This window comes from Limnohabitans sp. (assembly GCF_044361985.1).
In the GTDB taxonomy this organism is placed as follows: domain Bacteria; phylum Pseudomonadota; class Gammaproteobacteria; order Burkholderiales; family Burkholderiaceae_C; genus Limnohabitans_A.
The window spans coordinates 1-26,843 of sequence record NZ_JBIKHV010000018.1; the positions used below are offsets into that span (position 1 = coordinate 1).

Here is a 26,843-nt window from a genome sequence, read left to right on the forward strand (position 1 = left end):
ACTCTCGGGGGCTGCGGTTTTGGCGTTCATCGGGGACTCCTCAGATTGAAAAAACAGATAAAAAAAACCGCCGGGCTTTGAGGCTCCGGCGGTGTGTGTCGAGATGTTCGGGTGCTTATGCGCTCGCCTCTCGTCCGCCGGGGACTGAGAACCAAAAATAAAAAAAGTAAAAAAAAGCACAGCGCAAAGACATGGATTCAATGTATCACAGCTTGATGGCAGTTTCTGATACGCCAGCCCGAGGACAAACCCGATGGCCCGTTCAGGCCGTGCCGCCCACGGTCAGACCATCGATGCGCAAAGTCGGCTGCCCCACGCCCACTGGCACGCTCTGACCTTCCTTGCCGCAAGTGCCTACCCCCGAGTCGAGTTTCATGTCGTTGCCGATCATGCTGATTTTCTTGAGCGACTCCGGGCCGCTACCCACCAGGGTTGCGCCCTTGACGGGGTACTGTATCTTGCCGTTTTCCACCCAGTAGGCCTGGCTGGCCGAGAACACAAACTTGCCACTGGTGATGTCCACCTGGCCGCCTGCAAAGTTGGTGGCGTACAAACCTTTTTTGATACTGGCCACAATTTCTTCAGGGCTCTTGTCACCGCCCAGCATGTAGGTGTTGGTCATGCGAGGCATGGGGACATGGGCATAGCTTTCACGGCGACCATTGCCTGTAGGCTTGACGCCCATCAGGCGGGCGTTCATGGCGTCCTGGATGTACCCGCGCAGAATGCCGTCTTCGATCAGTACATTCTTCTGGCTGGCATGACCTTCGTCGTCCACATTCAGCGAGCCACGGCGGTCAGCGATGGTGCCATCGTCGAGTACCGTCACTCCTTTGGCCGCCACACGCTGACCAATTCGACCACTGAACGCACTGGAGCCCTTGCGGTTGAAGTCGCCCTCCAGGCCATGGCCCACGGCCTCATGCAGCAGCACACCCGGCCAGCCATTGCCCAACACCACGGTCATCTCACCTGCAGGTGCCGGACGAGCTTCGAGGTTGATGAGCGCGGCCGATACCGCCTCTTGCACATAGGTTTCAACCATGACATCGTCAAAATAGGCCAGCCCGAAACGGCCTCCACCCCCCGCACTGCCCACCTCGCGGCGGCCGTTTTGCTCAGCGATGACCGTGACAGACAAACGAATCAGGGGGCGCACATCGGCGGCCAGCGTGCCATCGGCACGGGCGACCATCACCACGTCGTATTCAGTCGCAAGGCCTGCCATGACCTGCACCACGCGCGGGTCTTTGGCTCGTGCGGTCTTTTCCACGCGACCCAGCAGCTTGACTTTGGCCGTGCTGTCCAGAGTGGACATCGGGTCCAGCGAAGGGTAGAGCGAACGGCTGGCAGAAATTTTGCGGGCTGGCACCTTGATGCGCTTGTTTTGCGCTGCCGAAGCGATGGTGCGCACCGTCATGGCAGCGTCCATCAAGGAAGCTTGTGAAATATCGTCCGAGTAGGCGAACGCCGTTTTTTCGCCCGATACCGCCCGCACACCCACACCCTGGTCAATGCTGAAACTGCCGGTCTTGACGATGCCTTCTTCCAGGCTCCAGCCTTCTGAACGGGTGTACTGAAAATAAAGATCGGCATCGTCTACGGCGTGCGCTTTGATGGCGGCCAAGGCTTGGCTCAAATGGGTTTCGTCGAGGCCAAAAGGCTCAAGCAACAGGGACCGGGCCGTGGCCAAGCGTTCGATGGTGGGTTCGCGTGAAATCATGGCTTGCATTGTAGGCATGGATCAAGACCCTTGCCCGGGCCGGAAAGAGCCAAGCCCCTAGCAACAGACCAGCACCTGACGGGCCAGCCTGCTGACCCCCTCAACGCTGGCGCATCAACTGAAGCAAGGCGGCATCGTCGAGATCAGCCCAACCCTTGCCCAGGGCCTGCGCAAACAGGTCCCTGGCCAATCGGCCCAATGGCGGGTCAAAACCCACCTCTTGGGCAGCTTGCACCGCCAAGCCAGTGTCTTTGGCCAACAGCGTGACGTGGGCCCGTGGTGCAAAATCATCTTGCAAAGCCCGCTGCATTCGGTCCGTACCGATCCAGCTTTGCCCACTCGAAGCCTCAATGACCGACAAGGTGGCCTTTGGGTCCAGGCCCAGGCGCTCGGCCAAAGCCATGGCCTCGGCAGCACCCACCAAATTGACCGCCGCCAGCAAGTTATTCACCAGTTTGGTGCGCGCGCCGTCACCGGCACGGGTGCCGACCCGAAACACCTTTTGGCTCAAGGCATTCAGCAAGCCCTGACTGCGCACCCACAGCGCATCCGAGCAGGCCACCATCAAACTCATGCTGCCCTCTTGGGCCCGCAAGGGGCCGCCCGACATGGGCGCATCAATGCAACCAATGCCACGCTGCGCCAGTCGCTCGGCCTGTGCTTGCACCGTGCCAGGCCCCAGGGTCGGGCAAAGCATCACGGCCTGGCCTGGTTGCAGCGCAGTGCACGCGCCGCCCTCACCCCAGAGCACCGCCTCGGTTTGCGCCGCATCGACCACCGCTACCAGCAACACGCCATCGGGCGCCAGCTTGCGAGCGGCTTCAAGGGCCGAAGGAAAAGGTATGGCACCCCTCAGGACTGCGCGGGAAAGAGCCAGTGGGTCGGTGTCGTGCACCCCTACAGACCACCCCAGTTCAGACAAACGGTAAAGCATGCCGCCGCCCATATTGCCAGCGCCCACGATGACAACGGACAGGTTAGTGATCATGTTTGAACCAGTTGTTTGGACTTGGCAATCGACATCAGGATGCCCAGCGCCAGGCCCAGGGTGACCATGGCGGTGCCGCCATAACTGATGAAGGGCAAGGGCACCCCCACCACCGGCAAGATGCCGCTGACCATCCCCATGTTGACGAAGGCGTAGGTGAAAAAGATCATGGCCATGCTGCCTGCCAGCAAACGGCTGAACAAGGTGGGCGCCTCAGCCGCAATCATCAGGGCCCGATACACCAGAAAAAAGAAACAGAAGATCAGAAACAGCCCCCCCACAAAACCGAATTCCTCGCCATAGGCGGCAAAAATGAAGTCGGTCGTGCGCTCAGGGATGAACTCCAGGTGGGTTTGTGTGCCCTGCATGAAGCCTTTGCCCCAGAATCCGCCTGAGCCAATGGCGATCATTCCTTGAATGATGTGAAATCCTTTGCCCAGAGGGTCACGCGCCGGGTCCAGCAAGGTGCAAACACGTTGCCGCTGGTATTCATGCAAAACTCGCCAGTCGACGCCCTCAGCACACAGGCTGGGCTCCATGATGACCAACACAACCACCCCAATGAGGCCCAGGGCCACGGGCGGCAAGATCCACCGCCACTGGAGCCCCGCAAAGAAAATCACAGCCAGCCCTGCAGCCAGCACCAGCAAGGCCGTGCCCAGATCAGGCTGCTTCATGATCAGGCCAACGGGAATGCCCAAAATGAGCAGCGCCACCGCAAAATCAAAGGGCCTGAGCTGACCTTCACGTTTTTGAAACCATGCCGCCAGCATCAGGGGCAGGGCAATTTTCAAAATCTCACTGGGCTGTATCACCACGCCTAGATTGACCCACCGCTGGGCGCCTTTTTTGGTGATGCCGAAAATGGCCACGGCCACCAGCAAGATCACGCCGACCGCGTAAACCGGCACGGCCCAGGCCATGATCTTTTGGGGTGGCATTTGAGCCACCACAAACATGATGGTGCCCGCCAGCAGCATGTTGCGCCCGTGGTCAACGAAGCGGGTGCCGTGGTCATATCCAGACGAAAACATGATCAACAAGCCTGCGCAAGCGAGCATGAACACGGCGAATGCCAAGGGGCCATCAAACCCCTTGAGCAGATACCGCAGACGCTGAAACAGCGTCGGTTTTTGAATGACTGAGCCCATAGGACAGATTATCTCAGGCTGGGTTTGAAAAATACGGCCCAGCCAGAGCCTCAGTGGCTTCGCCCACTGCGGAACATGCCGTGGGTTTTACGATGAAGCACGCCTTGGGCGGCCAGTTTATTCATGGACGGGCTGGCATGGGCGTGCGTGATGGCCATGCCCAAAGCATCGGCGGCATCCTGGCGCGGGACCACGGGCAATTGAAGCAAGCGTTTGACCATTTCCTGGACCTGTGATTTGGCAGCCCGCCCGTGTCCGGTAACCGATTGCTTCATCTGCAAGGCGGTGTATTCGGCCACCGCCAAGTCGCACGACACCAGGGCCGTCAAGCAACAGCCTCTTGCCTGGCCCAGCAGCAGGGTCGCTTGCGGGTTGATATTGACAAACACGATCTCGACCGACGCCACATCCGGCTGGTAGCGGGCATGGATTTCACGGATGCCGTCGTAAATCACCTTCAGCCGTGCGGGCAAATTGCCCATGTCTCCCCGGGTGGTCTCGATCACCCCGCTGGCCACATATTGCAGGCGCGAACCGGTCATGTCCAAAACACCGAAACCCGTGGTCTGCAAGCCAGGGTCAATGCCCAAGATGCGCACAGTTTGCGGTGCAGGTGTTGTCAATGCACTCATGGCAACACCACATCACCCATGCGAGCCATGATTGTTTCGGCCCTGCTGGCCAGATACGCCGATTGAGCCCGTTGCTCAAAATACCGGGGACGGGGCAACATGACGGACAGTCGCGCAGCCTCCCAGTCATTCAATTGTGCCGCGCTTTTTCTGAAGTAATGTTGCGCCGCCGCCTCAGCGCCGAAAACGCCCTCACCCCACTCCACGCTGTTGAGGTAAATCTCCAGAATGCGCTGCTTGGACAGCACGGTTTCCAGGGTCAATGTGATCAGCATCTCCTGGCCTTTGCGCCACAAAGTGCGTTCACCGGACAAGAAAAGGTTTTTGGCCAGTTGCTGGGTGATGGTCGAGCCGCCCACAATTTTCACGTGGGTTGACTTGGCATCCGGTCGTCGCTGGGCGCGTTGCTCAGCCACCGCTTTGGCCTTGGCATTTTTTTCCCAGGCTTTTTCCAAAGACTCCCACCAGACACCGCCATGCTGGGTGAAAGCACTGTCTTCAGAAGCGATGACCGCCCGCTGCAACCCCGGTGAGATTTTTGTGTAATCCACCCACTCCTGGCGCCAGGGCAAGCGGCCTTGCCGGCTCACGATTTGCCAGATCTGTGAACGCTCAAAAGAAGTTGATTGCGGTGCCAGCAAGTTCATGCCGGCGATGCGCAAAACAAAAAATGCTTGCAATACCAACACGGCCAGCAAGACCAGCAAAAACCACCGACCAAAAGCGCGCATTGACTTCCTTTTTTCTATGGTTTAGAGGTCAGCCCGACCTGTCCAGGCAGCAGCGCATCGGCGGCCAGCATGCGCGTGTCCAATGTGCCCTCTTTGGAAAACTGAAATCGTGTAACCACCACAATTTGTGTCGCCTGACGGCGCATGTTAGCGCTGAACACATCGAACGGGGCGGCACTGCGCACAATCGCCACCGCCCGTTGGTCCAGCAAGGGCTGGCCAGAAGTTTGCGCGACCTCGGTCTGAACAAGGCGCCCACGGCCATCGACCGTGATCACCATGGTCAATTGGCCATAGAGTTTTTGCCCTCCTACCTGAGGGAAATTAAGCGTGCCGCGCGTTTCAATGGTCCGCCTCAATTTGTCGTAGTAAAGGGCATAGACAGCCTCTTGGGTTGCCGGACTGATGAAACGCTTGCGAGGGCCCCCTTGGGTTTTTTGCACCCTTTCCTCAATCCGTGCCAACTGGCGGGCCAACTGCTGCTGGCGCTCTTGCCGGGCCTGACGCTCGGGCGCCTGAGCGCTTTCACCCGAAGGGTCCTGGGTCAATGCCGACAACTCCTGCTGCAGCTGGGTCAGCAAACGAGTTTGCTGCAGCCGCAGTGCTTCAATCTGGCGCTGCATGGCGCCGATGTCTGTCCCCGACTCCTGGATTTCGGAAGGCGGCAATGGGGAACTTGCAGTTTGCGATCGGGTCGTTTGCCCGCCTCCTGCCAGTTGCACCTGGGCCAGGGCCTGCGCCCTTTCCGGCGCCTGATCACTGCGGGCATTGACCAGCACCACCTCCAGGGAAGTGTCCTCAAAAACACGGTTGAAACTTTGTGGATCTGCGAAGCGCCAGGCGATCAGGGCCGCATGGACCAGCACAGAACAGCCCAAGGCCCACCAAAGGGTGTGGCGACGGATCGTCTGCCGCCAGCGTGAGGGGACCTCAGCAGCTGGCTGACTGCTTTCAAGCGCCATCGCTTTGCGTGCTGTCATTCAAATCGACAGCAATCGTCAGCGGCCCAGCATTGAGCGCTTCGTCTTCCTCCTGATCCTCAGCCTCCTGGTCTGCTGAAACCACAGGCGCATCCAGATGCGCAGTGACCGTGCCATTCACGTCAAGCGCCATCAGGTCGACCTCTCCCAATTTGACGCGCACACGTGCACCCCGCAACAAACCTTGCGCACCCATCACGCTGAACAGCAGTGGCAAGTTGTCGGCACGCACCAGCCAAATGCCACCCCCCATTTCCTTGACCAGGCTGGCTTCCAACTCGTCGATGCTTTGCTGCTGCACATGGCGCAATGTCCAGTAGCGCTCCATGCTGGACTGCACGCTGTTGTAGGCGCTGTAGGCGGCATCAAAACCGCTGATGATGGAGAACAACTCGGCGTCTTTGGGCTTGAAGGGTGCAGCCAACGCGGCCGTGGCGCCATGGCGCGCACACGCGATGATTTGCCATTGGTTAACCAGGTCGGTGTAGCGACGCAAAGGGGATGTGCTCCAGGCGTAGCTTGGAACGCCAATGCCGGCATGCGGCAAGGCTTTGGTGCCCATGCGCACCTTGACGCCTGGTGCCATGCTGGCCTGGCTGCGGTAAATGCCAGGCACTCCGAAGCTGGCCAGCCACTGGCCCCAGGTGCTGTTGGCCAAAATCATGGCCTCGGCCACCATCAAGTCAAGCGGCGCCCCCCGCTGGCGCACCTCAATCCGCACCGCCTCGTTGCCTGTAGGTGGGGCGTCGTTGCTCGGGCGATCCAGCTTGAAGTTGTAATCAGGGCGGTTGAAATTCTCGGGTTTGCCGCGCACCACCCCACGACGGGCCTTGAGGGTCTGGGCCAGACGCCAGAAAAATGCCAATGTCGGCCGATCCACCGGCAAATCGGTCGGGGTATCGGCCTCGGCGCTTTCCAGCCACTCTCGGGTGATGGTTTGGTCGAGTTGGTCGTGCCGCAAGTTGGCCAAAATGCCCACCCGCTCGACACGCGTTTCGGTCTTCAGAACTTCCAGATCGGTTTCACTGAAGGTCACATACAAAGACACCGCAGGGCAGTCGCGGCCCTCGATCAAGGTGTAGGCCTGCACCACGCTGTCAGGCAACATGGTGATTTTGTAGCCTGGCATGTACACCGTGGACAAACGCTGTCGCCCCAACTGGTCGATTGCGCTGCCTGGCGTCAAGGCCAGGCCAGGGGCCGCAATGTGGATCCCCACCGTGACCGTGCCTGTCCCCAGGCCCTGAAGAGACAAGGCGTCATCGATCTCGGTGGTGTGCGAGTCATCGATTGAAAAGGCCTGCACAGAGGCCAAAGGCAAGGCTTCATGGATAGCCGGAGCTTGCAACGCCGGAAAACCCGTGCCTTTGGGAAACAGGTCAAACAAGAACCGCTGCCAATGAAAATCCCAGGCCGAAGCGATGGCACCTGCGTTTTGCAACAACTCCAAAGGCGCCGTCTGGCTGGCTTTGCTGGCCTCGACCACGGCTTTGTATTCAGGCGTATTTTTATCCGGTCGGAAGAGAATTTTGTACAACTGCTCGCGCACCGGGGTGGGACAGACCCCAGCCATCAACTCGGCAGACCAGGCCTCGATCTGCGCCTGAACTTGCTTCTTTTTCTCGATGGCGATCAAGGCCTGCTGCACGATTTCTGCAGGGGCTTTGCGGAAGCGGCCTTTGCCGCCCCGCCGAAAATAATGGGGCGCTTCGTGCAGACACAACAAAGCGGCCACCTGTTGCACCGTGCTGGCGCCGTCGCTGAAATAATCCTTGGCCAGATCGGCAAAGCCAAACTCTTCATCAGAGGCGAATTCATAGGCCAATTCCAGCTCAATGGTCTGGCTCATGGCCACGGCTTCGTTCAGCAGACTGGCGGGGGTGGGCTTGTCAAACTTCAGCAGCATTTGTGCTGCCTTGACTTTGACCCGCTTGCCCGAATCCAGTTCCACTTGGGCGGAGGCTTCGGCTTCGGAAAGGATCCGACCGGCCATGAATTTGCCGGCTTCTTCAAATAATGCGTACATGGGGTGATTTTCCCATGCGGCACCACCTTGAAGGGCAAGAAGGCTCAGGCCAGGTGAAGAAATTCCAGAATTTCGGGCAGGTAAAGGTCAAAATCGCTCAGCGCGTGGTCGCTCCCCTCAAGCAGGCGCACACGCCCGGCTTTGTGGCGAGCCCACATTTCGCGCCAATCCAGCACCTCATCCCCTTTGGCAATCACGGCCAATGTTTTGGGCTTGCGGGGCGGGGTCTGCGCCTCCAGATCGGCCAACTCCTGCACGTAAGCCGCCTCAAAAAAAATCTTTTGCGAGGGGTCGTGCCAAGCCGGATGTTCGCCAATGTAGCCCGCCAAATCACGCGCAGGGTGGACAGCAGGATTGAGCAGGACGGCTGGACATCCCAGTTGCTGTGCCAACCAGGCCGCATAAAAACCGCCTAAAGAAGACCCCATGATCGCCATGCGCTCACGGGGCCAGGATGACAGACCAACGCTCAAAGCGCTGATGGCCCGTTGGGGCGAGGCGTCCAGTTGCGGACACCACCAGGTCACCGCAGGGTGCCTGGCCTGAACGATGTCCGCCATTTTTCGGGCTTTGGCCGAACTTGGCGAAGACCGGAAACCATGCAAATAAAGCAGGTGGGTGGTGGTGGTCATCACCAGGCAGGTTGAAGGGCGGCCAGCCCACGGGGTGCCTCAGAGGCATTCTCAAAGCTCACCACTTCGTAGGCATCAGGGCGCGACAACAACTCCCGCAGCAAGAGGTTGTTCAGGGCATGGCCTGAACGGAACGCGCTGTATGCGGCCAACAGCGGTTTGCCCAAAATGTACAAATCCCCCATGGCATCCAAGATCTTGTGCTTGACGAATTCATCGTCATAGCGAAGACCTTCCGCGTTAAGTACTTTGTAATCGTCCATCACGATCGCGTTGTCCAGACCCCCACCCAGGGCCAGGCCATTGGCGCGCAACATTTCCACATCTTTGGCGAAGCCAAAGGTTCGGGCACGTGCGATGTCGCGGGCATACACACCTTCAGACATGTCGAACACCACTTGCTGCCCCGTGGAGTCGACGGCGGGGTGACGGAAGTTGATTTCAAAACTCAGTTTGTAACCATGGTAGGGGGTCAAACGCGCCCACTTGATGTTCTCGCCCTCCCCCTCAGACACTTCCACAGGTTTGAGCACGCGCACAAAGCGCTTGGGCACCGACTGCTCCACCACCCCCGCGCTTTGCAACAAAAAGACGAATGAGGAAGCCGACCCGTCAAGAATAGGCACTTCTTCAGCGGTGATGTCGACATACAGGTTGTCAATGCCCAAACCGGCGCAGGCCGACATCAGGTGCTCGACCGTCAAGACTTTGGCTTGCCCCACAGAAATCGTGGAGGCCAAACGGGTATCGGTCACCGCTTCGGCATTGACCGGAATATCCACCGGCTCCGGCAGGTCAATCCGACGAAACACAATGCCGGTGTCTGGCGCCGCCGGACGCAAGGTCAACTCGACCCGCTGGCCACTGTGCAAACCAACACCCACGGCTTTGGTCAGGGTTTTGAGAGTACGTTGTGCAAGCATGGCCAAATTTTAAGGGGAGAGGTATTCAATTGTTCCGCGAAGGCATTCATCCAAATGCAAAAAGAGGCAGACAGGCACATGCCCGTCTGCCCCCAAAGCACCCGAAATAACCGTCAGATCAGCAGATCAGTCTGCCTGCTTGCGCAGGAAAGCGGGGATTTCGATGTCATCCATGCCCGCACTGGCCATGCCGTCTACACGAGCCGCGGCATGGGTACGATTGCTGCGCCAAATGGCCGGTGTGTTCATGCCGCTGGTGGCCAAGGGTGAGCCCGCCTGCGTCGAGGCGGCCACTGCGTTTTGACCGCCCATGGTGAAAGGCACGTTGTCGGTGCCAGTGCGCAGCACTTGCAGCGGTGGTGCCGTACGACGCGCACCCAGTTTTGACAAGCCTGTGGCCACAACGGTCACGCGAATTTCGTCACCCAGCGACTCATCGTAGGCTGTGCCGTAAATCACATGGGCATTTTCTGAAGCGTATGCACGGATGGTGTTCATCGCTTGCTTGGACTCAGAAAGCTTCAAGGAACCTTTGGCTGCACTGATCAGCACCAGCACGCCCTTAGCGCCCGACAGATCCACCCCTTCAAGCAATGGACAAGCCACGGCTTGTTCCGCAGCAATGCGCGCACGATCCGGGCCACTGGCTGCAGCGGTGCCCATCATGGCTTTGCCGGGTTCACCCATCACGGTGCGCACGTCTTCAAAGTCGACGTTCACGTGCCCTGGCACGTTGATGATTTCAGCAATACCACCCACAGCGTTCTTCAGCACGTCGTTGGCATGGGCAAACGCCTCGTCTTGCGTCATGTCTTCACCACCGGGCAATTCCAGCAGCTTTTCGTTCAACACCACGATCAGCGAATCCACATTGGCTTCGAGTTCCTGCATGCCCAGGTCGGCATTGGACATGCGGCGGCCACCTTCAAACTCGAATGGCTTGGTCACCACACCCACGGTGAGGATGCCCATCTCCTTGGCGATGCGTGCAATCACAGGCGCAGCACCCGTGCCTGTTCCGCCACCCATGCCTGCGGTGATGAACAACATGTGCGCGCCCTCAATCGCAGCGCGAATATCGGCTTCAGCGCTTTCTGCGGCTTCGCGGCCTTTTTCAGGCTTGCTGCCGGCACCCAGACCGGTTTGGCCCAACTGGATGAAACGGTGTGCGGCGCTGCGGGCCAAGGCTTGTGCATCGGTGTTGGCGCACACAAACTCAACGCCTTGCACCTGGCGCTCGATCATGTGCTCTACAGCGTTGCCGCCGCCGCCGCCAACGCCGATCACTTTGATCTGGGTGCCTTGGTTGAATTCTTCAGTCTGGATCATTTCAATGGTCATGGTGCTTCTCCTAAATTTGGTTGCAGTTGCCGGGATTTTCTAAATGCGTTTTCTTATTTGAATGGGTTATCAACATCGACACGGTCGCGATACCGGTGGACTGGCTTTGGCCAAGTAGCGTTTTTTCCAGTTCATCAGAAGTTACCCACAATGAAGTCTTTGAATCGACCAAAAGCGTTGTTCACAGAACTCTTCTTTTGCGTGACCTTATAACCACGCAAGCGAGCCAACCTGGCTTCTTCAAGCAAGCCCATCACGGTGGCTGCGCGCGGCTGGCTGACCATGTCGGCCAAGCCCCCAGCGTACTTAGGCAGACCGCGGCGCACGGGCTTAAGAAAAATGTCTTCGCCCAACTCGACCATGCCGGGCATAACGGCGCTGCCGCCGGTGAGCACGATGCCCGAGGACAACACTTCTTCGTAACCCGACTCGCGGATGACCTGGTGCACCAGCGAAAAAATCTCTTCAATGCGTGGCTCGATCACACCCGCCAGTGCTTGCCTGCTCAGCATGCGTGGACCTCGGTCACCCAAACCTGGGACCTCTACCTGTGCGTCCGGGTCGGCCAGCAATTGTTTGGCATAACCACTTTCCACCTTAATGTCTTCGGCGTCTTTGGTGGGGGTACGCAAGGCCATGGCAATGTCACTGGTGATCAGGTCACCAGCGATGGGAATGACTGCGGTGTGGCGGATAGAGCCGTTGGCAAAAATCGCCACATCGGTGGTGCCCGCCCCGATGTCAACGCACACCACCCCGAGCTCACGCTCATCTTCTGACAACACGGCCAGGCTGGAGGACTGCGGGTTAAGCAACAACTGGTCCACTTCCAGACCACAGCGGCGCACGCACTTGATGATGTTTTCCGCAGCACTTTGTGCGCCAGTGACGATATGAACCTTGGCTTCCAGACGCATGCCGCTCATGCCGATCGGCTCTTTGACTTCTTGTCCGTCGATCACGAATTCCTGTGGGGCCACCAAGAGCAGGCGCTGATCGGTGGAGATGTTGATGGCACGGGCAGTTTCCATGACGCGAGCCACATCGGCTTGAGTGACCTCCTTGTCCTTGATGGCCACCATGCCACTGGAGTTGAGGCCTCGAATGTGGCTGCCGGTGATGCCCACGTTCACACGGGTGATTTTGCAATCAGCCATCAACTCAGCTTCTTTCAGCGCCTGCTGAATGCTTTGCACTGTGGCATCGATGTTGACCACCACACCCCGCTTGAGGCCATTGCCCGGTGCAATGCCCAGACCTGCAATCTTCAGCGATCCGTCCAGCATCACCTCGGCCACCACCGCCATGACTTTGGATGTGCCTATGTCCAAGCCAATCACCAGATCTTTGTACTCTTTTGCCATATCAATCACCGTTTCCGTTTCATTCTTGCGTCTTGATCACTCAAGGCTTTTTGTTGCCATCTGCTTCCAGCGTAGTCACGCCACGCAAGCGCAAGGCATAACCGTCTTTGTGGCGCAAATCTGCACCAGCCAAGGCCATGGGTGTACGGCCATAACGGGCTGTCACCTGCGAAAGCGTCCTGAAAAAAAATTTCAACTGAGCTTCGATTTCGGTTTCTGTCCCCCGACCCAACTCCAGCAAGGCACCTCGTTCTGTCTGCACACGCCAACTGCCGAGTGGCGTCAATTCAAGCGAGTCAATGCCCATGTCCATGGCCTCAAAAATGGGCACCAGATCACGGTACATCTGCACAACCATGGCCGACTGGTCATCCAGGCCTTTCAAACGCGGCAAAGTTTCCACATCAACGTCTTCTACGTTCGCTTCAAATACGCGACTTTGCTGATTCACCAATTTGTTGGAGCCATCGTCACCCCAAAGGGCGATGGGCTCATGCTCCACCAACACCGTTCTCAAACGGTTGGGAAAGTCACGGTGCACCACTGCACCCCTCACCCACGACACAGCTTCAAATGCTTCGCGTGTGCGGTTCAAATCGATGGTGAAAAAATTGCCACTCAATTGCGGCATGACATTGGCCCGCAAAGTCACAGCGTTGTTGCGCGTCACATCGCCTTGCACCGTGATCGACTGAATCGCGAAGGCAGGGTGTCGCAGCAGCCACCAAGCAACTCCAACCACAAGCAGAAACACGAACACGAGCAGCAACGATGCTGTGGCCATGTTCATGAGTCTGATATCAAGCGGCAGGGGCATGGATTTTTTCATCCGCGATTCTCCTGCGCATGGTCCAACGTGGCGGCATTCAACAATTGGCAGCACAAGCTTTCATAACTGATGCCTGCAGCTTTTGCCGACATGGGCACCAGTGAATGCCCTGTCATGCCTGGCGAAGTGTTGATTTCCAGAAGGTAAGCTTGCCGTGTCGATGCATCGATCATCACGTCTAAGCGGCCCCAGCCCCGGCAGCCCAACACCTGATAGGCCTTGACCACCAATGCCTCAATCGCCGCCTCTTGTGCCGCAGGCAAGCCGCTGGGCACCAGATACTGGGTGTCGTCTGTGAAGTACTTGTTCTGGTAGTCGTAGTTACCCTCAGGGGCGACGATGCGAATCACAGGAAGCGCCTTGGCTGCTTCCCCCTCACCCAGCACCGGGCAGGTCACCTCGTCACCCACGATGCATTGTTCGCACAAAATGTCAGCGTCGCACTTTGCAGCCATCGCCAATGCGGCAGGCAAGTCTTTAGCCTGCACAACCTTGGTCACGCCAATCGATGAACCTTCCCGGGCAGGCTTGACTATCATCGGCAGGCCCAAGGCCTTCACGAGGCCGTCCACCGACACACTGCCCAGTTGCTCGCGGCGCACCAACACATAGGCAGGTGTAGGCAAGCCTTCAGCCAGCCAAACTCGCTTCGTCATGGTCTTGTCCATGGCGATGCTGGAGGACATCACGCCCGATCCTGTGTAAGGGATACCCAGCAACTCGAGGGCACCTTGAACTGTTCCATCTTCTCCATAGCGACCATGCAAGGCAATGAAACAAGCATCGAACCCTTCGCGCTTTAATTCACTCAGATCACGCTCAGCCGGATCAAACGCTGATGCGTTCACACCCGACGCCTGCAGCGCGTTCAACACCCCTTGCCCAGACAGCAAAGAGATTTCACGCTCAGCGGAGCGTCCGCCCATCAGAACAGCAACTTTGCGGAAATGACTGGTGCTCACGATGCACCTCCCATTTCGACCACTTTTGCAGGTACTGCGCCAATGGAGCCTGCGCCCATGCAGATGAGCACATCACCGTTGCGGGCGTTGCTTAGAACCGCTTGGGGCATGTCTGCGATTGCATCCACAAATACCGGCTCCACCTTGCCCGCGACACGCAGGGCACGGGCCAGCGACCGACCATCCGCTGCCACGATGGGGGCTTCACCTGCGGCATACACCTCGGACAGCAACACACTGTCACAGCCCCGGCCAATGACTTTGACGAAGTCCTCAAAGCAATCACGGGTGCGGCTGTAGCGGTGCGGCTGAAACGCCAGCACCAAGCGACGCCCAGGAAACGCACCGCGTGCCGCAGCGAGGGTAGCGGCCATCTCGACCGGGTGATGGCCGTAATCGTCGATCACCGTGAACGTGCCCACGCCACCAGGCAAAGCCACATCACCATAACTCTGAAATCTGCGGCCAACCCCTTTAAAACCGGCCAATGCGCGCTGTACGGCAGCATCTTCCACACCCAGCTCCACGGCCACAGCGACAGCCGCCAGCGCATTGAGCACGTTGTGGTTGCCCGGCAGGTTCAGCACCAAAGGCAGATCTGGCAAGGTCACGCCATTGCGCCGCTGCACGGTGAAATGCATCTGTCCGTGCTCTGCACGCACATTCACAGCACGCACCTGAGCGCCTTCGTTCAAACCATAAGAGGTGACGGGCCGGGCGATGTCACCCACGATGGACTGAACACCGGGGTCGTCCAAACACACAATGGCCGTGCCGTAAAAAGGCATGCGGTGCAAAAATTCTACAAATGCTGCCTTCAGCCGAGCCAGATCGTGGCCGTAGGTCTCCATATGATCGGCGTCGATGTTGGTCACCACGGCCATCACGGGCAGCAGGTTCAGAAACGAGGCATCTGACTCGTCTGCTTCGACCACGATGTAATCACCCGTGCCCAGTTTGGCATTGGCCCCTGCACTGTTCAACCGGCCACCGATCACGAAGGTTGGGTCCAACCCGGCTTCAGCCAACACACTGGCCACCAGGCTGGTGGTGGTGGTCTTGCCGTGTGTGCCTGCAATGGCAATGCCCTGCTTCATGCGCATGAGTTCGGCCAGCATGACCGCGCGCGGCACGATCGGAATATGGCGCTCGCGTGCCGCCAGCACTTCAGGGTTATCAGACTTGACAGCCGTCGATGTCACCACCGCATCGGCGTCCTTGACGTTGATGGCCGCATGACCCACGTGCGTCTTGATCCCCAATGCAGCCAGGCGCCGCAGTGTGGCACTGTCCGACAAATCAGAGCCAGAAATGGCATAACCCGAATTGAGCAATACCTCGGCAATACCGCTCATGCCGGAGCCGCCAATGCCAATGAAATGAATTTTTCGGATGGCGTGTTTCATGCAGCCAGTTCCTCGCAAGCCAATACGACCTCTCGCGTCGCATTTGTTTTTCTTTGTGCATAGGCTTTTTGCGCACAGGCCAATAAAGTCTCACGACTCAGGCCAGCCAGGCGCTGCGCCAGCGCTTGCGCCGTTAACTCGGCTTGTGGCACCAGCCAGCCCCCGCCCTGCGCCACTAAAAACTGTGCATTGGTGGTCTGGTGATCGTCCACCGCAAAGGGAAAGGGCACAAACAAGGCCGCCGCACCCACGGCTGCAATTTCGGTCACTGTACTGGCACCTGCCCGGCAGATCACCAGATCAGCCTGCGCGAAAGCTGTGGCCGTGTCATCGATGAACGGCGTCAATTCAGCCTGGATTCCTAGCGCCTCGTAGTTGGCGCGCAAGGCGTCAATTTGTTTTGCTCCGCTTTGGTGAGTCACCAAGGGGCGCATGGGTGCAGGGATCAATTCCAAGGCCTGCGGCACGATGTCGTTCAGGGCCTTGGCGCCCAAGCTGCCACCCACCACGAGGACCCGCATTGGACCCGTTCGGCCAGTGAAACGTTCTGCTGGAGGGGCTTGTTGCGTGAACTCACGGCGCAGTGGATTGCCCACACATTGGCCCTGCTTGAATACGTCTGGAAATGCCGTGAAGACCCGATCAGCGATTTGCGCCAAGACTTTGTTGGCCAAGCCCGCCACCGAATTTTGCTCATGCAACAGCACAGGCTTTCCACACAAGCTGGCCATCAGCCCACCTGGGAACGTGATGTAGCCCCCAAAGCCGAGCACCACATCGGGCCGAACACGGCGAACCGCCTGCAAACTTTGCCAGAACGCACGCAGCAAACGCAGCGGCAGCAGTGCGAATGTCTGGATGCCTTTGCCGCGCACGCCCCCAAAGGCCACCACCTCAAAAGCAAAACCGCGCGGTGGCACCCATTGGCTCTCCATGCTGTCGGGTGCGCCCAGCCAATGCACGCGCCAGCCTTTGTCACGCAATGCTTCTGCCACCGCAAGGCCTGGAAAAATATGGCCGCCCGTGCCACCAGCCATGACCAATGCGCATTTGGTTTTCATGACCGCCCTCCACGCATCATCTGCTTGTTCTCAGCATCTATGCGCAGCACCACGGCAATGGCGATCAGGTTCATCATGATGGCTGAGCCCCCATAGCTCATGAAGGGCAGCGTCAAACCCTTGGTCGGCAACGCCCCCAGGTTGACACCCATGTTGATGAAGGACTGAAAGCCGATCCAGATTCCCACGCCCTGGGCAACCAAACCTGAGAAGACCTTGTCCAGCGCGATGGCCTGACGGCCAATCACCATGATGCGGCGACTGAGCCACAGGAACATGAAAATCACCAGGGACACCCCCACCAAGCCAAACTCTTCACCAATCACGGCCAACAAGAAGTCGGTATGCGCCTCTGGTAACCAGTGCAGCTTTTCCACACTGCCCCCCAAACCCACACCCCAAACCTCGCCACGTCCGATGGCAATCAGCGAATGGGACAACTGGTATCCCTTGCCCAACGCATGCTCAGCGCTGAACGGATCGAGGTACGCAAAAATACGCTCTCTGCGCCAGGAGGATGCCGCAATCATCATCACAAAGGCACCCACCAGAACTGCAAATATCAAGAAGAACATGCGGGCATTGACACCCCCTAAAAACAGAATGCCCATCGCAATGATCGCAATCACCATGAAGGCGCCCATGTCGGGTTCGGCCAGCAAAAACACACCCGCCAGTGCCACGGCTGCACCCATGGGCAAGACGGCGCGGAAGAACCGTTCTTTCACTTCCATTTTGCGAACCATGTAATCGGCTGCATAAATGATGGTGGCAAATTTCGCCAACTCGGACGGCTGGAAATTAATCACACCAAAGGAAATCCAACGCCGTGCGCCATTGACCCCTTTGCCAATAAAAGGAATCAAAACCAAGGCCAATAAAACCAGAGAAATTACAAACAGGGGCTTGGCAATTTTTTCCCAGGTTTCCGTGGGGACTTGAAAGGCCAGCAAAGCCATGACGCTGCCAACCAGCATAGAGATCACATGCCGCGTCAAGAAATGTGTCTGTGCGTATCGCGAAAAACGTGGGTTGTCAGGCATGGCTATGGATGCCGAATAAACCATCACCATGCCCCACATGAGCAAGGCCACCACCACCCAGACCAGCGCCTGGTCCACACTTTGCAAACGGGTCGTCGATCCTGGGGCGTTGCGGGCAAAGTCATAACTGCCCAAATTCACGGGCAGGGCTTGCGAACCTGCGTCCTGCCGGCTGAATGCACGGCCTGTCAAGAGACTGCCCGTGCGCGCAAAGCCAGCCTGCAAGCGTTGGTTGAAAGACACGGCCTCGCTCACAGCGCACCCTCCATAGACACGCCCGCCGCCTCGGCCAGGCGGGCAACCGCCTTGCAAAAGACCTCAGCACGGTGGCCGTAGTTGTCAAACATGTCAAGGCTCGCGCACGCGGGTGACATCAACACGGCATCGCCACTTTGGGCCAACTCACTCGCCTGCACTACGGCATCGTCCATGTCAGCCGCATCTTGCAATGGCACGTCACTGCTTTGCAGCACTTCACGGATGCGTGATGCATCACGGCCAATCAAGACCACGCCCCGTGCAAAGCGCGCGACAGGCTCCGCCAGAGGTCCGAAGTCCTGGCCCTTGCCATCGCCACCCAAGATCACCACCACGCGACGGTCAAGTCCCAAACCTTGCAATGCAGCCACCGTTGCACCGACATTGGTGCCCTTGCTGTCGTCAAAATATTCCACTTCATGGACGATGGCCACAGATTCCACGCGGTGCGGCTCACCCCGGTATTCGCGCAGGCCGTAAAGCATGGGGCCCAAAGCGCAACCGGCATGGCTGGCCATCGCCAGCGCCGCCAGCGCATTGACAGCGTTATGACGCCCCCGAATGCGCAAGGCGTCTGCGGGTATCAAGCGCTGGATGTGCAGCGCTTCGGCTTCTTCGTTGCGACGTCGGCGGGTTTCATCGGCTTCGAGGGCACGCACCAACCAGGTCATGCCATTCATCACTTCAATACCAAAATCGCCAGGTCGGGCTGGCATGTCGCCACCAAAGGTCACGCAGGCGCGCTCCAGTGGTTTTTGCAGCTTGATCCGAACAGGCTCTGGCCGCATGGCCATGACCAGCGGGTCTTCACGGTTCAGCACCATCAAGGCCTGTGCACCAAAAATCCGGGCCTTGGCTGCGGCATAAGCGGCCATCGAACCATGCCAATCCAGATGGTCTTGCGAAATGTTCAACACCGTGGCGGCCGTGGGCTCAAAACCCTCGCAGCTGTCCAGCTGAAAGCTGGACAGCTCAAGCACCCAGACCTGTGGCAATGCCAGGGCCATGGGGTGAACTGCCACCGGCACAACCGGGGCAAGCAGCAGCGGCTCGACCGCTTCACCCTCTAATGTGCCCAGGCTTTCCTGGCTGGTACTCTGGACCACTTCAATCTGGGCATCTGTGAGCGGCTCAGACAAACGTTTTTCTTCGCGCTCAACGGCCTGCTGCGCCACCTGCATGCTGGCCTGCGCCATGGCTTCGGCCAAGGTGTCGAGCAAGGTGGGGCCAATATTGCCAGCCACCTTCACTGTTTTCCCTGCACGTGCCACGAGTTGACCGGTGAGCGAAGTGACTGTGGTTTTGCCATTGGTGCCCGTGATCGCCAGCACCTGGGGGGCGTAGCCAAAGCGGGTTTTCAAATCTTGCAAGCCCGCCGCAAACAAAGTCAGTTCGCCGCCTTGCCACAGGCCCAAGGCATGTGCTGCGTCGACCACTGGCGCCACAATACTTGGCGCTAAGCCAGGGCTGCGGAAGACGGCCCGCACCGAAGTGCCTTCGACCAGACTGGCTGTCAAAGGACCCAAGACAAAACGCACCTGCGGCCACTCGGCTTGCAGCACCGACAACTGCGGCGGCGCTTCACGCGTATCGGCCACAGTCACTTCTGCACCGGCATGGGCACACCAACGGGCCATTGCCAGGCCGGAAGTACCCAAACCGAGAATCAGAACGTGTTGGCCTTGGATCTGCATGGTCTATCTCAGCTTCAAGGTCGACAAGCCAATCAGGCAAAGCAGCATGGTGATGATCCAGAAACGCACCACCACCTGCGTTTCTTTCCATCCGCTCTTTTCGAAATGGTGGTGCAAGGGGGCCATCTTGAGGATGCGTCGGCCTTCACCGTATTTTTTCTTGGTGTACTTGAAATAGGCAACTTGCGCCATCACCGACAAAGCCTCGACCACGAAGATACCGCCCATGATGGCCAAGACGATTTCCTGACGCACGATGACCGCGATAGCGCCTAAAGCGGCACCCAGCGCCAAAGCCCCCACATCGCCCATGAAGACTTGTGCAGGATGCGTGTTGAACCACAAGAAGGCCAGACCAGAGCCCGCCATGGCAGCACAAAAAATCATCAACTCACCAGCACCCGGGATGTACGGAAAGAACAGGTATTTTGAATAAACCGAACTGCCCGTGACATACGCAAAAACGCCCAGCGCTGAACCCACCATGACCACCGGCATGATGGCCAGACCATCGAGGCCATCGGTCAGATTGACCGCGTTGCTGGCGCCCACAATGACCAGGTAAGTCAAGAGGACAAAACCCAACACACCCAGCGGGTAGTTGACCTCTTTGAAAAAGGGCACCTGTAAACCAGCCTTAGGCGGCAGGTTCACGTCAAATCCAGACATCACCCATTTGCCGAACAGGTCCAGCACGCGCAAATTCGAGACTTCGGAAATGCTGAACACCAAGTACAGGGCGGCCAACAATCCGATCACCGACTGCCAAAAATATTTTTCTCGTGAACGCATGCCTTCAGGGTCTTTGTTGACCACCTTGCGCCAGTCGTCCACCCAGCCGATGGCACCAAACCCGAGGGTCACGATCAGCACAATCCAGACAAAGCGGTTGGACAGGTCAAACCACAGCAAGGTGGAGATGGCAATCGACAACAAAATCAGCACACCCCCCATGGTGGGTGTGCCGCTTTTGGCCAGATGCGACTCCATGCCGTAACCACGGATCGGCTGACCGATTTTGAGTGCGGTGAGGCGCCGAATGACAAAAGGGCCAGCCGCCAGGCCGATCAACAGCGCCGTCATCGCGGCCATCACAGCGCGGAAGGTGATGTATTGAAAAACACGCAAAAATCCCCACTCAGGCGACAAGCCTTGCAACCACTGCGCCAAACTAAGCAACATGGGCTTCCCCTTTATGGTGATTGGGCGTGCTGTTGTGCGCTGCGCCTTGAGATAGCAAGGCTTCGACGACACGCTCCATCTTCATGAAGCGCGAGCCTTTGACCACCACACTTTGGAAGTCGCCGATGTGAGGTGTGACCCCAGCCAGCAGGCTGTCCATGTTGTCAAAATGGCGCGCACTGCCAAATGCCTGGCCCGCATGCACGCACAAATCGCCCAAGGTGTAGAGCGCCTCGATGCTGCGCTCGGCAGCATAAGCACCGACTTCAGCATGAAACTCGGGGCCCTGATTACCCACTTCACCCATGTCACCCAGCACCAGCAAACGCGGTGCAGGCAACTCGGCCAGCACGTCGATCGCGGCACGTACCGAGTCAGGGTTGGCGTTGTAGGTGTCGTCGACCAATGTAATCTCACCGGTCTGGGTGTGCAGCACCAGGGCGCGTGAGCGGCCCTTGACGGGCTCGAAAGCTTGCAGCCCTTGAGCCACTGCAGTCAAAGGCACACCCACAGCGAGCGCACAGGCGCTGGCCGCCAAAGCATTCTTGACGTTATGACGGCCCGCAATGTGCAAGCGTACAGGCGCAGTGCCCTCAGCAGTCTTGAGGGTGAACTGCCACGCACCCGAATGCCAGACCACCACGGCGGCCCCGACATCAGCGGGCACTTGGCAAGGAGCCAGTGCAAATGTGCGCTGTGTACGTTGCCCTGCCAAATCTTGCCAGAGGTGTGTAAAGGCTTCGTCTGCCGGAAACACCGCCACACCACCAGGCGGCAAAGCCTGCAGCACGGCACCATTTTCCAGCGCCACCGCCTCCACCGTGCCCATGAATTCCTGGTGTTCACGTTGCGCATTGTTCACCAGCGCCACGCTGGGTTGAGCCATGCGGGCCAGGGTGGCTATTTCGCCAGGGTGGTTCATGCCCAACTCGACCACAGCCATGCGGTGGTGGGCGCGCAGATTGAACAATGTCAGCGGAACACCGATGTCGTTGTTCAGATTGCCCTGGGTCGACAAGGCATCGGGGCCTGCATAAACGTTCAAGATCGAAGCGATCATCTGCGTCACCGTGGTCTTGCCATTGCTGCCGGTCACGGCAATCAAAGGCAAGTCAAACTGCGCGCGCCAGGCGGCCGCCAACTCGCCCAAGGCGATGCGAGCATCGGGCACCACCAAGGCGGGCAAGCCCTGTGCAATGGCTTCAGCCTCACCCGAGGCCTCGCACAACACGGCTACGGCCCCTTGAGCCTTGGCCTGGGCGATGAACTGATTGCCGTCAAATCGTTCGCCGCGCAATGCCACAAACAGATCGCCTGGCTGCAAGCTGCGGCTGTCGGTGTGCACCCGATCGGCCAGCAAAGACTGGACATTGACGCCCCGTGCCTGGCTCAGCCAAGCCAAGGCGTCATCCAGGCTCAGATTCATTTTGGAAGTCATGCGGCTCATGCGTTCGCCCCCTGGCTTTGAGCTGCCCACTGCCGCAAGGCCAGCTGAGCCTGTGCCATGTCCGAAAAAGGATGACGCACACCCATGATTTCTTGTTCGGTTTCATGCCCCTTACCCGCCACCAGCACCACATCCTGCGCTGCGGCTTGCGCCACAGCTTCGGCAATGGCCAAGGCCCGATCGGACTGCATGCGAGCCAGCGCAGGCAGGGACAAGCCTGACGCCATCGCAAGCAAAATCGCTTCAGGTGATTCGGAGCGGGGGTTGTCGCTGGTCAGCACCACCTGATCGGCAGCGGCCTCGGCGGCAGCAGCCATCAAGGGGCGTTTGCCCGCATCGCGGTCCCCGCCGCAACCCAGCACGCACCACAAGCGGCCACCACGCGCTGTAGCCAGCGAACGCAGTGCGTTCAGAGCGTGCGACACGGCATCGGGGGTGTGCGCGTAATCAATCACCACACAAGGCAGTTCTTGCTCAGCCTGCGCTGCGCTCACGCGCTGCATGCGGCCAGGCACAGCCGACAAATGTGAACACGCTTGGACGGCCTCTTTCAAATCAAAGCCCAGGGCACGCAAACTGCCAAGCACCCCCAGCAGGTTGTCAATGTTGTACTCCCCCATCAAATCGGTGTGCAGGGTCTGCACAGACTGACCTTCGCGCACTTCAAAAGCAATGCCGTTATGGCTCGGCAAAGCCCGGGCTTGCAAACGGGCAGCACCGCGCCGCGAGCAGGTCCACACATCCAGCGAACGCTCCTGCAACTGCTTGGCCAACACGGCCCCTTGCGCATCATCGATGTTGATCACTGCTGCCTGCAAACCAGGCCAGCTGAACAAGGCGGCTTTGGCCGACCAATACTGGGCCATGTCCCCGTGGTAGTCGAGGTGATCTTGTGTGAAATTGGTGAACACGGCCACACGGATGTGCGTGCCGTCCAGGCGGTGTTCGGCCAGCCCGATGGACGACGCCTCTAAAGCGCAATGTGTGACCGCTTCATCAACAAACACTCGGAACTGTCGCTGCATCAGCACCGGGTCGGGCGTGGTCATGCCAGTGCGAACCAGATCAGGCAGCCGACCCACACCCAATGTGCCGATCAGGCCACAGGCCTGTTTCAACACAGGCGACGACAAGGCCTGTGCCAGCCACCAGGCGGTAGAGGTCTTGCCATTGGTACCCGTCACAGCCAGAACTCGCAGTGCCTGGCTGGGGTGTTCGTAATAGGCATCGGCCACTGGGCCGGTGTTTGCCTTGAGGCTTGGCATGGCGGCCAGCGCCTGCAGTGCATCAGGTTGCAATCCACCAAGCCAGCTTTCGCAGCCTTGTGCTTCCATCAAGCAGGCTGCGGCTCCCTGGTGCAGGGCTTGTGCCAGGTACTGACGCCCATCGGTGGCGGCACCAGGCCAGGCGATGAATGCATCACCTGGCTTGACCATGCGGCTGTCGGTGCGCAACTCGCCAGTCACGCGGCTATGCAGCCACTGCGCGGCTTCAGGAGCGCTGTGCAAGGTCTGCATCAGAATGACTCCTCGACCGACTTGGCCATGATCTGAGGCTTGACTGCCATGTCAGGCTGCACACCCAATAAACGCAAGGTTTGTTGCACGGTCTGGCTGAACACGGGCGCAGCCACATCACCGCCGTAATAACGGCCATTGCTGGGCTCGTCGATCATCACCGCCACCACAATGCGCGGTGCCTCGATGGGCGCCATACCGACAAAAAAGCCCCGGTATTTTTTACCCGCGTAGCCTTTGCCTTCTTGTTTGTGCGCCGTACCGGTTTTACCCCCGACGGAATAGCCCATGGTTTGGGCTTTCTGTGCAGTACCCCCCGGGCCTGCGGCCATTTGCAGCATCTTGCGCATGGCTTTGGCGTTTTCGGCACTGATGACGCGCACGCCCGCCACCTGTTGCTCAGCCTTCATCAAGGTGGCGGGGACCACTTCGCCATCGCGAGCAAACACCGTGTAAGCCCTGGCCACCTGGAACAAGCTGCCCGAAATGCCATAGCCATAACTCATGGTGGCCTGTTCGATGGGTCGCCAGGTTTTGTAAGGGCGCAAGCGCCCAGTGACCACCCCCGGGAAAGGCAGTTGCGGCTTTTGCCCGAAGCCGACTTGCGCAAACATTTCCCACATTTCACGGGGCTGCATTTGCATGGCCAGCTTGACCGTGCCCACATTGCTTGATTTTTGAATGATCTCGTTCACCGTGAGCACCCCGTGCGGGTGGGCATCGGTGATGGTCGAGCCAGTGATGGTGATGCGACCGGGTGCCGTCTGAATCGGCGTTTCGGGCTTGACCAGACCTTTTTCCAGCGCCAGCGCCACCGCAAATGGCTTCATCGTGGAGCCAGGCTCGAAAGTGTCGGTCAAGGCCCGGTTGCGCAATTGCTCACCGCTCAGGTTGATGCGCTTGTCAGGGGAATAGCTGGGGTAATTGGCCAGGGCCAGAATCTCACCAGACTGGGCATCGAGCACCACCACGCTGCCGGCTTTGGCCTTGTTTGCAAGCACCGCATCGCGCAACTTTTGGTACGCAAAAAACTGCACCTTGCTGTCGATGCTCAGCTGCAAATCTTCGCCGTCCACGGGGGGCACGGTCTCACCCACATCTTCCACCACGCGACCCAATCGGTCTTTGATGACACGGCGCGAGCCTGGCTTGCCTGAAAGTTGTTTCTGGAATACCAGCTCAACCCCCTCCTGGCCTTGGTCTTCCACATTGGTAAAGCCAACGATGTGCGCTGCAGCCTCACCCTCAGGGTACAAACGCTTGTATTCCTTGATGTCGTAAACGCCCTTGATATTGAGCGCCAAAATTTGCTTGACTACGGGCTCATCGAGTTGTCTGCGCAACCAGACAAAGGTCTTGTCATCGTCTTTGATTTTTTTGTCCAGCTCGGCCGTCGACATTTCCAGCAGGCGAGCCAACTCACGTAACTTGACAGGATCACGCTCCAGGTCTTCGGGGTTAGCCCAAATGCTCGGCGCAGGCACACTGGAAGCCAGGAGCATGCCATTGCGGTCCAGCACACGTCCCCGGTTGGCCGGCAGTGTGAGTGTTCTCGCGAATCGAACCTCACCCTGGCGAATGAAAAAATCATTGGCAAAAACCTGAACATAGGCGGCGCGCCCCACAAGACCCGTGAAGCCCAAGGCAATGGCGGCCACTATCAGCTTGCTGCGCCAGACAGGTGTTTTGCTGGCCAGCAAAGGGCTGGAGGAGAGCTGGACGCTGCGACTCATGGGCGCACATCCTTGACCGAGCCAGCGGCTTCTTTGGCCGACACGTATTGGGTGATGGCGGGCGAGGCGGGACGCATTTGCAACTGCTGCCGTGCGATTTGCTCTACACGCAAGGGGGTTGCCTGGGCTCTGCGCTCAACCTGCAGACGGTCGTGATCGATCTCCAGCCGCTTCGCTTCTTTACGTGCCGACTCCAGCGCCATGAACATGCGCCGGGTTTCGTACTGGCTGTGCACCAGAACCAGTGCACTGGCCAGCACTGCCAGCAACAAGAAAATGCTCAGGCGGGTCATGCGGGCACCTCGGTTCGCTCAGCCATGCGCATGATCGCGCTGCGCGAGCGGGGGTTGCCGCGCACCTCGGCTTCGCTGGGGCGCATACGCCCGCATGCCTTCAAACGCATCTTCACCGGCTCGGCAAAAGGCACACGTCGATCCACTACTTCTTTGGAGTGCTTGGCAATGAACTGCTTGACGATGCGGTCTTCCAGTGAGTGGAAGCTGATCACCACCAAACGACCGCCCACCGCCAGCACATGCAAGCTGGCTTCTAGCGCTTGTTCGAGCTCCGCAAGCTCTGCGTTGATGAAAATCCGAAAAGCCTGAAATGTCCGCGTTGCAGGGTTCTGGCCCGGCTCGCGGGTTTTGACCGTGTCAGCCACGAGCTGGGCCAGATCGGTGGTGGTTGAAATTGGGCCCCGCTCTTGTCGGCGAGCCACAAGCGCCTTTGCAATCTGAAAAGCAAACCGTTCTTCGCCATAGTCACGTATCACCTCCGTGATTTGATCCACCGTGGCTGTTGCCAGCCAATCGGCCACACTTTCTCCGCGCGTGGTGTCCATGCGCATGTCGAGCGGGCCCTCAAAACGAAAAGAAAAACCCCTCTCGGGGCTGTCAATCTGGGGGGAGCTGATGCCTAAGTCCATCAGCACACCATCGACGCTGCCAGGCGGCAACTCGCCCAGGAGCGAAAAGCCTTCGTGCCGAATCGAAAAGCGGGCGTCGTCAATGCGCCCAGCTTCAGCAATCGCCTCCAGGTCTTTGTCAAAGGCCTGCAGCCGGCCTTGTGCAGACAAACGCGAAAGGATCAAGCGAGAATGGCCACCCCGTCCAAATGTGGCATCCACATAAGATCCGTCCGAGCCCGCTCCAGCCTGAAGCAATTCATCCACGGCCTCGGTCAAAAGTACCGTCTTATGGGTCAGCTCAGTGGGCGTCATG

Annotated in this window: 23 protein-coding genes; all 23 read right to left on the reverse strand. The window is 58.7% G+C overall.

The features are described from left to right. Positions 1–262 precede the first annotated feature (262 nt). On the reverse strand, positions 263–1,723 hold the full coding sequence (gene tldD, locus ACIQ3A_RS05420) for a metalloprotease TldD (protein ID WP_396430736.1): 1,461 nt from the start codon (positions 1,721–1,723) through the stop codon (positions 263–265). 100 nt (positions 1,724–1,823) lie between these two features. Continuing rightward, positions 1,824–2,711, reverse strand: a complete 888-nt coding sequence (locus tag ACIQ3A_RS05425) for an NAD(P)-dependent oxidoreductase (protein ID WP_396430737.1) — start codon at positions 2,709–2,711, stop codon at positions 1,824–1,826. Beyond that, a complete protein-coding gene (rodA, locus tag ACIQ3A_RS05430) occupies positions 2,708–3,862 on the reverse strand; it encodes a rod shape-determining protein RodA (protein WP_396430738.1) in 1,155 nt (384 codons plus the stop codon). The genes ACIQ3A_RS05425 and rodA overlap by 4 nt, the downstream gene beginning before the upstream one ends. 50 nt (positions 3,863–3,912) lie before the next feature. Next, the gene (ruvC, locus tag ACIQ3A_RS05435) at positions 3,913–4,461 is read right to left on the reverse strand and encodes a crossover junction endodeoxyribonuclease RuvC (protein ID WP_396430764.1); all 549 of its coding nucleotides are present in this window, start codon (positions 4,459–4,461) and stop codon (positions 3,913–3,915) included. 29 nt (positions 4,462–4,490) lie between these two features. Then, positions 4,491–5,225, reverse strand: a complete 735-nt coding sequence (mtgA, locus tag ACIQ3A_RS05440) for a monofunctional biosynthetic peptidoglycan transglycosylase (RefSeq protein ID WP_396430739.1) — start codon at positions 5,223–5,225, stop codon at positions 4,491–4,493. Positions 5,226–5,239: 14 nt separating this feature from the next. Next, positions 5,240–6,205, reverse strand: coding sequence for an energy transducer TonB (locus ACIQ3A_RS05445; RefSeq protein WP_396430740.1), 966 nt, complete (start codon positions 6,203–6,205; stop codon positions 5,240–5,242). After that, entirely contained in the window at positions 6,177–8,231 is a 2,055-nt protein-coding gene (locus tag ACIQ3A_RS05450; RefSeq protein ID WP_396430741.1) for a ribonuclease catalytic domain-containing protein, read from the reverse strand. Before ACIQ3A_RS05450 ends, ACIQ3A_RS05445 begins: the two co-directional genes overlap by 29 nt. A 44-nt stretch (positions 8,232–8,275) precedes the next feature. Further along, positions 8,276–8,863, reverse strand: coding sequence for a YqiA/YcfP family alpha/beta fold hydrolase (locus tag ACIQ3A_RS05455; protein WP_396430742.1), 588 nt, complete (start codon positions 8,861–8,863; stop codon positions 8,276–8,278). Continuing rightward, positions 8,863–9,786, reverse strand: a complete 924-nt coding sequence (gene lpxC / locus ACIQ3A_RS05460) for a UDP-3-O-acyl-N-acetylglucosamine deacetylase (RefSeq protein ID WP_396430743.1) — start codon at positions 9,784–9,786, stop codon at positions 8,863–8,865. The genes ACIQ3A_RS05455 and lpxC overlap by 1 nt, the downstream gene beginning before the upstream one ends. A 126-nt stretch (positions 9,787–9,912) precedes the next feature. Next, positions 9,913–11,127: a cell division protein FtsZ gene (gene ftsZ, locus ACIQ3A_RS05465; RefSeq protein WP_396430744.1), complete on the reverse strand. Its 1,215-nt coding sequence runs from the start codon at positions 11,125–11,127 to the stop codon at positions 9,913–9,915. Between the two features lie 134 nt (positions 11,128–11,261). Next, positions 11,262–12,491 carry a cell division protein FtsA gene (ftsA, locus tag ACIQ3A_RS05470; RefSeq protein ID WP_396430745.1) on the reverse strand — a complete coding sequence of 410 codons (1,230 nt, stop codon included), beginning with the start codon at positions 12,489–12,491 and terminating at the stop codon, positions 11,262–11,264. A gap of 40 nt (positions 12,492–12,531) precedes the next feature. Continuing rightward, the gene (locus ACIQ3A_RS05475) at positions 12,532–13,281 is read right to left on the reverse strand and encodes a cell division protein FtsQ/DivIB (protein WP_396430746.1); all 750 of its coding nucleotides are present in this window, start codon (positions 13,279–13,281) and stop codon (positions 12,532–12,534) included. A gap of 35 nt (positions 13,282–13,316) precedes the next feature. After that, positions 13,317–14,282: a D-alanine--D-alanine ligase gene (locus ACIQ3A_RS05480; RefSeq protein ID WP_396430747.1), complete on the reverse strand. Its 966-nt coding sequence runs from the start codon at positions 14,280–14,282 to the stop codon at positions 13,317–13,319. After that, the gene (murC, locus tag ACIQ3A_RS05485) at positions 14,279–15,688 is read right to left on the reverse strand and encodes a UDP-N-acetylmuramate--L-alanine ligase (protein WP_396430748.1); all 1,410 of its coding nucleotides are present in this window, start codon (positions 15,686–15,688) and stop codon (positions 14,279–14,281) included. The genes ACIQ3A_RS05480 and murC overlap by 4 nt, the downstream gene beginning before the upstream one ends. Beyond that, positions 15,685–16,749, reverse strand: coding sequence for an undecaprenyldiphospho-muramoylpentapeptide beta-N-acetylglucosaminyltransferase (gene murG, locus ACIQ3A_RS05490; protein ID WP_396430749.1), 1,065 nt, complete (start codon positions 16,747–16,749; stop codon positions 15,685–15,687). Before murG ends, murC begins: the two co-directional genes overlap by 4 nt. Continuing rightward, a complete protein-coding gene (gene ftsW / locus ACIQ3A_RS05495; RefSeq protein ID WP_396430750.1) occupies positions 16,746–18,047 on the reverse strand; it encodes a putative lipid II flippase FtsW in 1,302 nt (433 codons plus the stop codon). The genes murG and ftsW overlap by 4 nt, the downstream gene beginning before the upstream one ends. Continuing rightward, the gene (gene murD, locus ACIQ3A_RS05500) at positions 18,044–19,744 is read right to left on the reverse strand and encodes a UDP-N-acetylmuramoyl-L-alanine--D-glutamate ligase (protein WP_396430751.1); all 1,701 of its coding nucleotides are present in this window, start codon (positions 19,742–19,744) and stop codon (positions 18,044–18,046) included. Before murD ends, ftsW begins: the two co-directional genes overlap by 4 nt. Positions 19,745–19,747: 3 nt before the next feature. After that, positions 19,748–20,926, reverse strand: a complete 1,179-nt coding sequence (gene mraY / locus ACIQ3A_RS05505; RefSeq protein WP_396430752.1) for a phospho-N-acetylmuramoyl-pentapeptide-transferase — start codon at positions 20,924–20,926, stop codon at positions 19,748–19,750. After that, complete coding sequence (gene murF, locus ACIQ3A_RS05510) at positions 20,916–22,373, reverse strand: UDP-N-acetylmuramoyl-tripeptide--D-alanyl-D-alanine ligase (protein ID WP_396430753.1); 1,458 nt, start codon at positions 22,371–22,373, stop codon at positions 20,916–20,918. The genes mraY and murF overlap by 11 nt, the downstream gene beginning before the upstream one ends. Further along, positions 22,370–23,890 (reverse strand): UDP-N-acetylmuramoyl-L-alanyl-D-glutamate--2,6-diaminopimelate ligase, encoded by a 1,521-nt coding sequence (locus ACIQ3A_RS05515; protein WP_396430754.1) that lies wholly within the window; start codon positions 23,888–23,890, stop codon positions 22,370–22,372. Before ACIQ3A_RS05515 ends, murF begins: the two co-directional genes overlap by 4 nt. Beyond that, positions 23,890–25,623, reverse strand: coding sequence for a peptidoglycan D,D-transpeptidase FtsI family protein (locus ACIQ3A_RS05520; protein ID WP_396430755.1), 1,734 nt, complete (start codon positions 25,621–25,623; stop codon positions 23,890–23,892). Before ACIQ3A_RS05520 ends, ACIQ3A_RS05515 begins: the two co-directional genes overlap by 1 nt. Further along, on the reverse strand, positions 25,620–25,916 hold the full coding sequence (ftsL, locus tag ACIQ3A_RS05525) for a cell division protein FtsL (RefSeq protein ID WP_396430756.1): 297 nt from the start codon (positions 25,914–25,916) through the stop codon (positions 25,620–25,622). Before ftsL ends, ACIQ3A_RS05520 begins: the two co-directional genes overlap by 4 nt. Beyond that, entirely contained in the window at positions 25,913–26,842 is a 930-nt protein-coding gene (gene rsmH, locus ACIQ3A_RS05530; RefSeq protein ID WP_396430757.1) for a 16S rRNA (cytosine(1402)-N(4))-methyltransferase RsmH, read from the reverse strand. Before rsmH ends, ftsL begins: the two co-directional genes overlap by 4 nt. Between the last annotated feature and the right edge of the window lies 1 nt (position 26,843).

Coding starts and splice junctions, on each gene's coding strand:
- lpxC (WP_396430743.1), bottom strand. CDS start 9,786: ATGCTTGCACAACGTACTCTCAAAACCCTGACCAAAGCCGTGGGTGTT.
- ACIQ3A_RS05475 (WP_396430746.1), bottom strand. CDS start 13,281: ATGAACATGGCCACAGCATCGTTGCTGCTCGTGTTCGTGTTTCTGCTT.
- ACIQ3A_RS05445 (WP_396430740.1), bottom strand. CDS start 6,205: ATGACAGCACGCAAAGCGATGGCGCTTGAAAGCAGTCAGCCAGCTGCT.
- ACIQ3A_RS05520 (WP_396430755.1), bottom strand. CDS start 25,623: ATGAGTCGCAGCGTCCAGCTCTCCTCCAGCCCTTTGCTGGCCAGCAAA.
- ftsA (WP_396430745.1), bottom strand. CDS start 12,491: ATGGCAAAAGAGTACAAAGATCTGGTGATTGGCTTGGACATAGGCACA.
- mraY (WP_396430752.1), bottom strand. CDS start 20,926: ATGTTGCTTAGTTTGGCGCAGTGGTTGCAAGGCTTGTCGCCTGAGTGG.
- rodA (WP_396430738.1), bottom strand. CDS start 3,862: ATGGGCTCAGTCATTCAAAAACCGACGCTGTTTCAGCGTCTGCGGTAT.
- ACIQ3A_RS05455 (WP_396430742.1), bottom strand. CDS start 8,863: ATGACCACCACCACCCACCTGCTTTATTTGCATGGTTTCCGGTCTTCG.
- murF (WP_396430753.1), bottom strand. CDS start 22,373: ATGAGCCGCATGACTTCCAAAATGAATCTGAGCCTGGATGACGCCTTG.
- tldD (WP_396430736.1), bottom strand. CDS start 1,723: ATGATTTCACGCGAACCCACCATCGAACGCTTGGCCACGGCCCGGTCC.
- ACIQ3A_RS05425 (WP_396430737.1), bottom strand. CDS start 2,711: ATGATCACTAACCTGTCCGTTGTCATCGTGGGCGCTGGCAATATGGGC.
- ftsZ (WP_396430744.1), bottom strand. CDS start 11,127: ATGACCATTGAAATGATCCAGACTGAAGAATTCAACCAAGGCACCCAG.
- murD (WP_396430751.1), bottom strand. CDS start 19,744: ATGCAGATCCAAGGCCAACACGTTCTGATTCTCGGTTTGGGTACTTCC.
- mtgA (WP_396430739.1), bottom strand. CDS start 5,225: ATGCGCGCTTTTGGTCGGTGGTTTTTGCTGGTCTTGCTGGCCGTGTTG.
- murG (WP_396430749.1), bottom strand. CDS start 16,749: ATGAAAACCAAATGCGCATTGGTCATGGCTGGTGGCACGGGCGGCCAT.
- ACIQ3A_RS05515 (WP_396430754.1), bottom strand. CDS start 23,890: ATGCAGACCTTGCACAGCGCTCCTGAAGCCGCGCAGTGGCTGCATAGC.
- ftsL (WP_396430756.1), bottom strand. CDS start 25,916: ATGACCCGCCTGAGCATTTTCTTGTTGCTGGCAGTGCTGGCCAGTGCA.
- rsmH (WP_396430757.1), bottom strand. CDS start 26,842: ATGACGCCCACTGAGCTGACCCATAAGACGGTACTTTTGACCGAGGCC.
- murC (WP_396430748.1), bottom strand. CDS start 15,688: ATGAAACACGCCATCCGAAAAATTCATTTCATTGGCATTGGCGGCTCC.
- ACIQ3A_RS05450 (WP_396430741.1), bottom strand. CDS start 8,231: ATGTACGCATTATTTGAAGAAGCCGGCAAATTCATGGCCGGTCGGATC.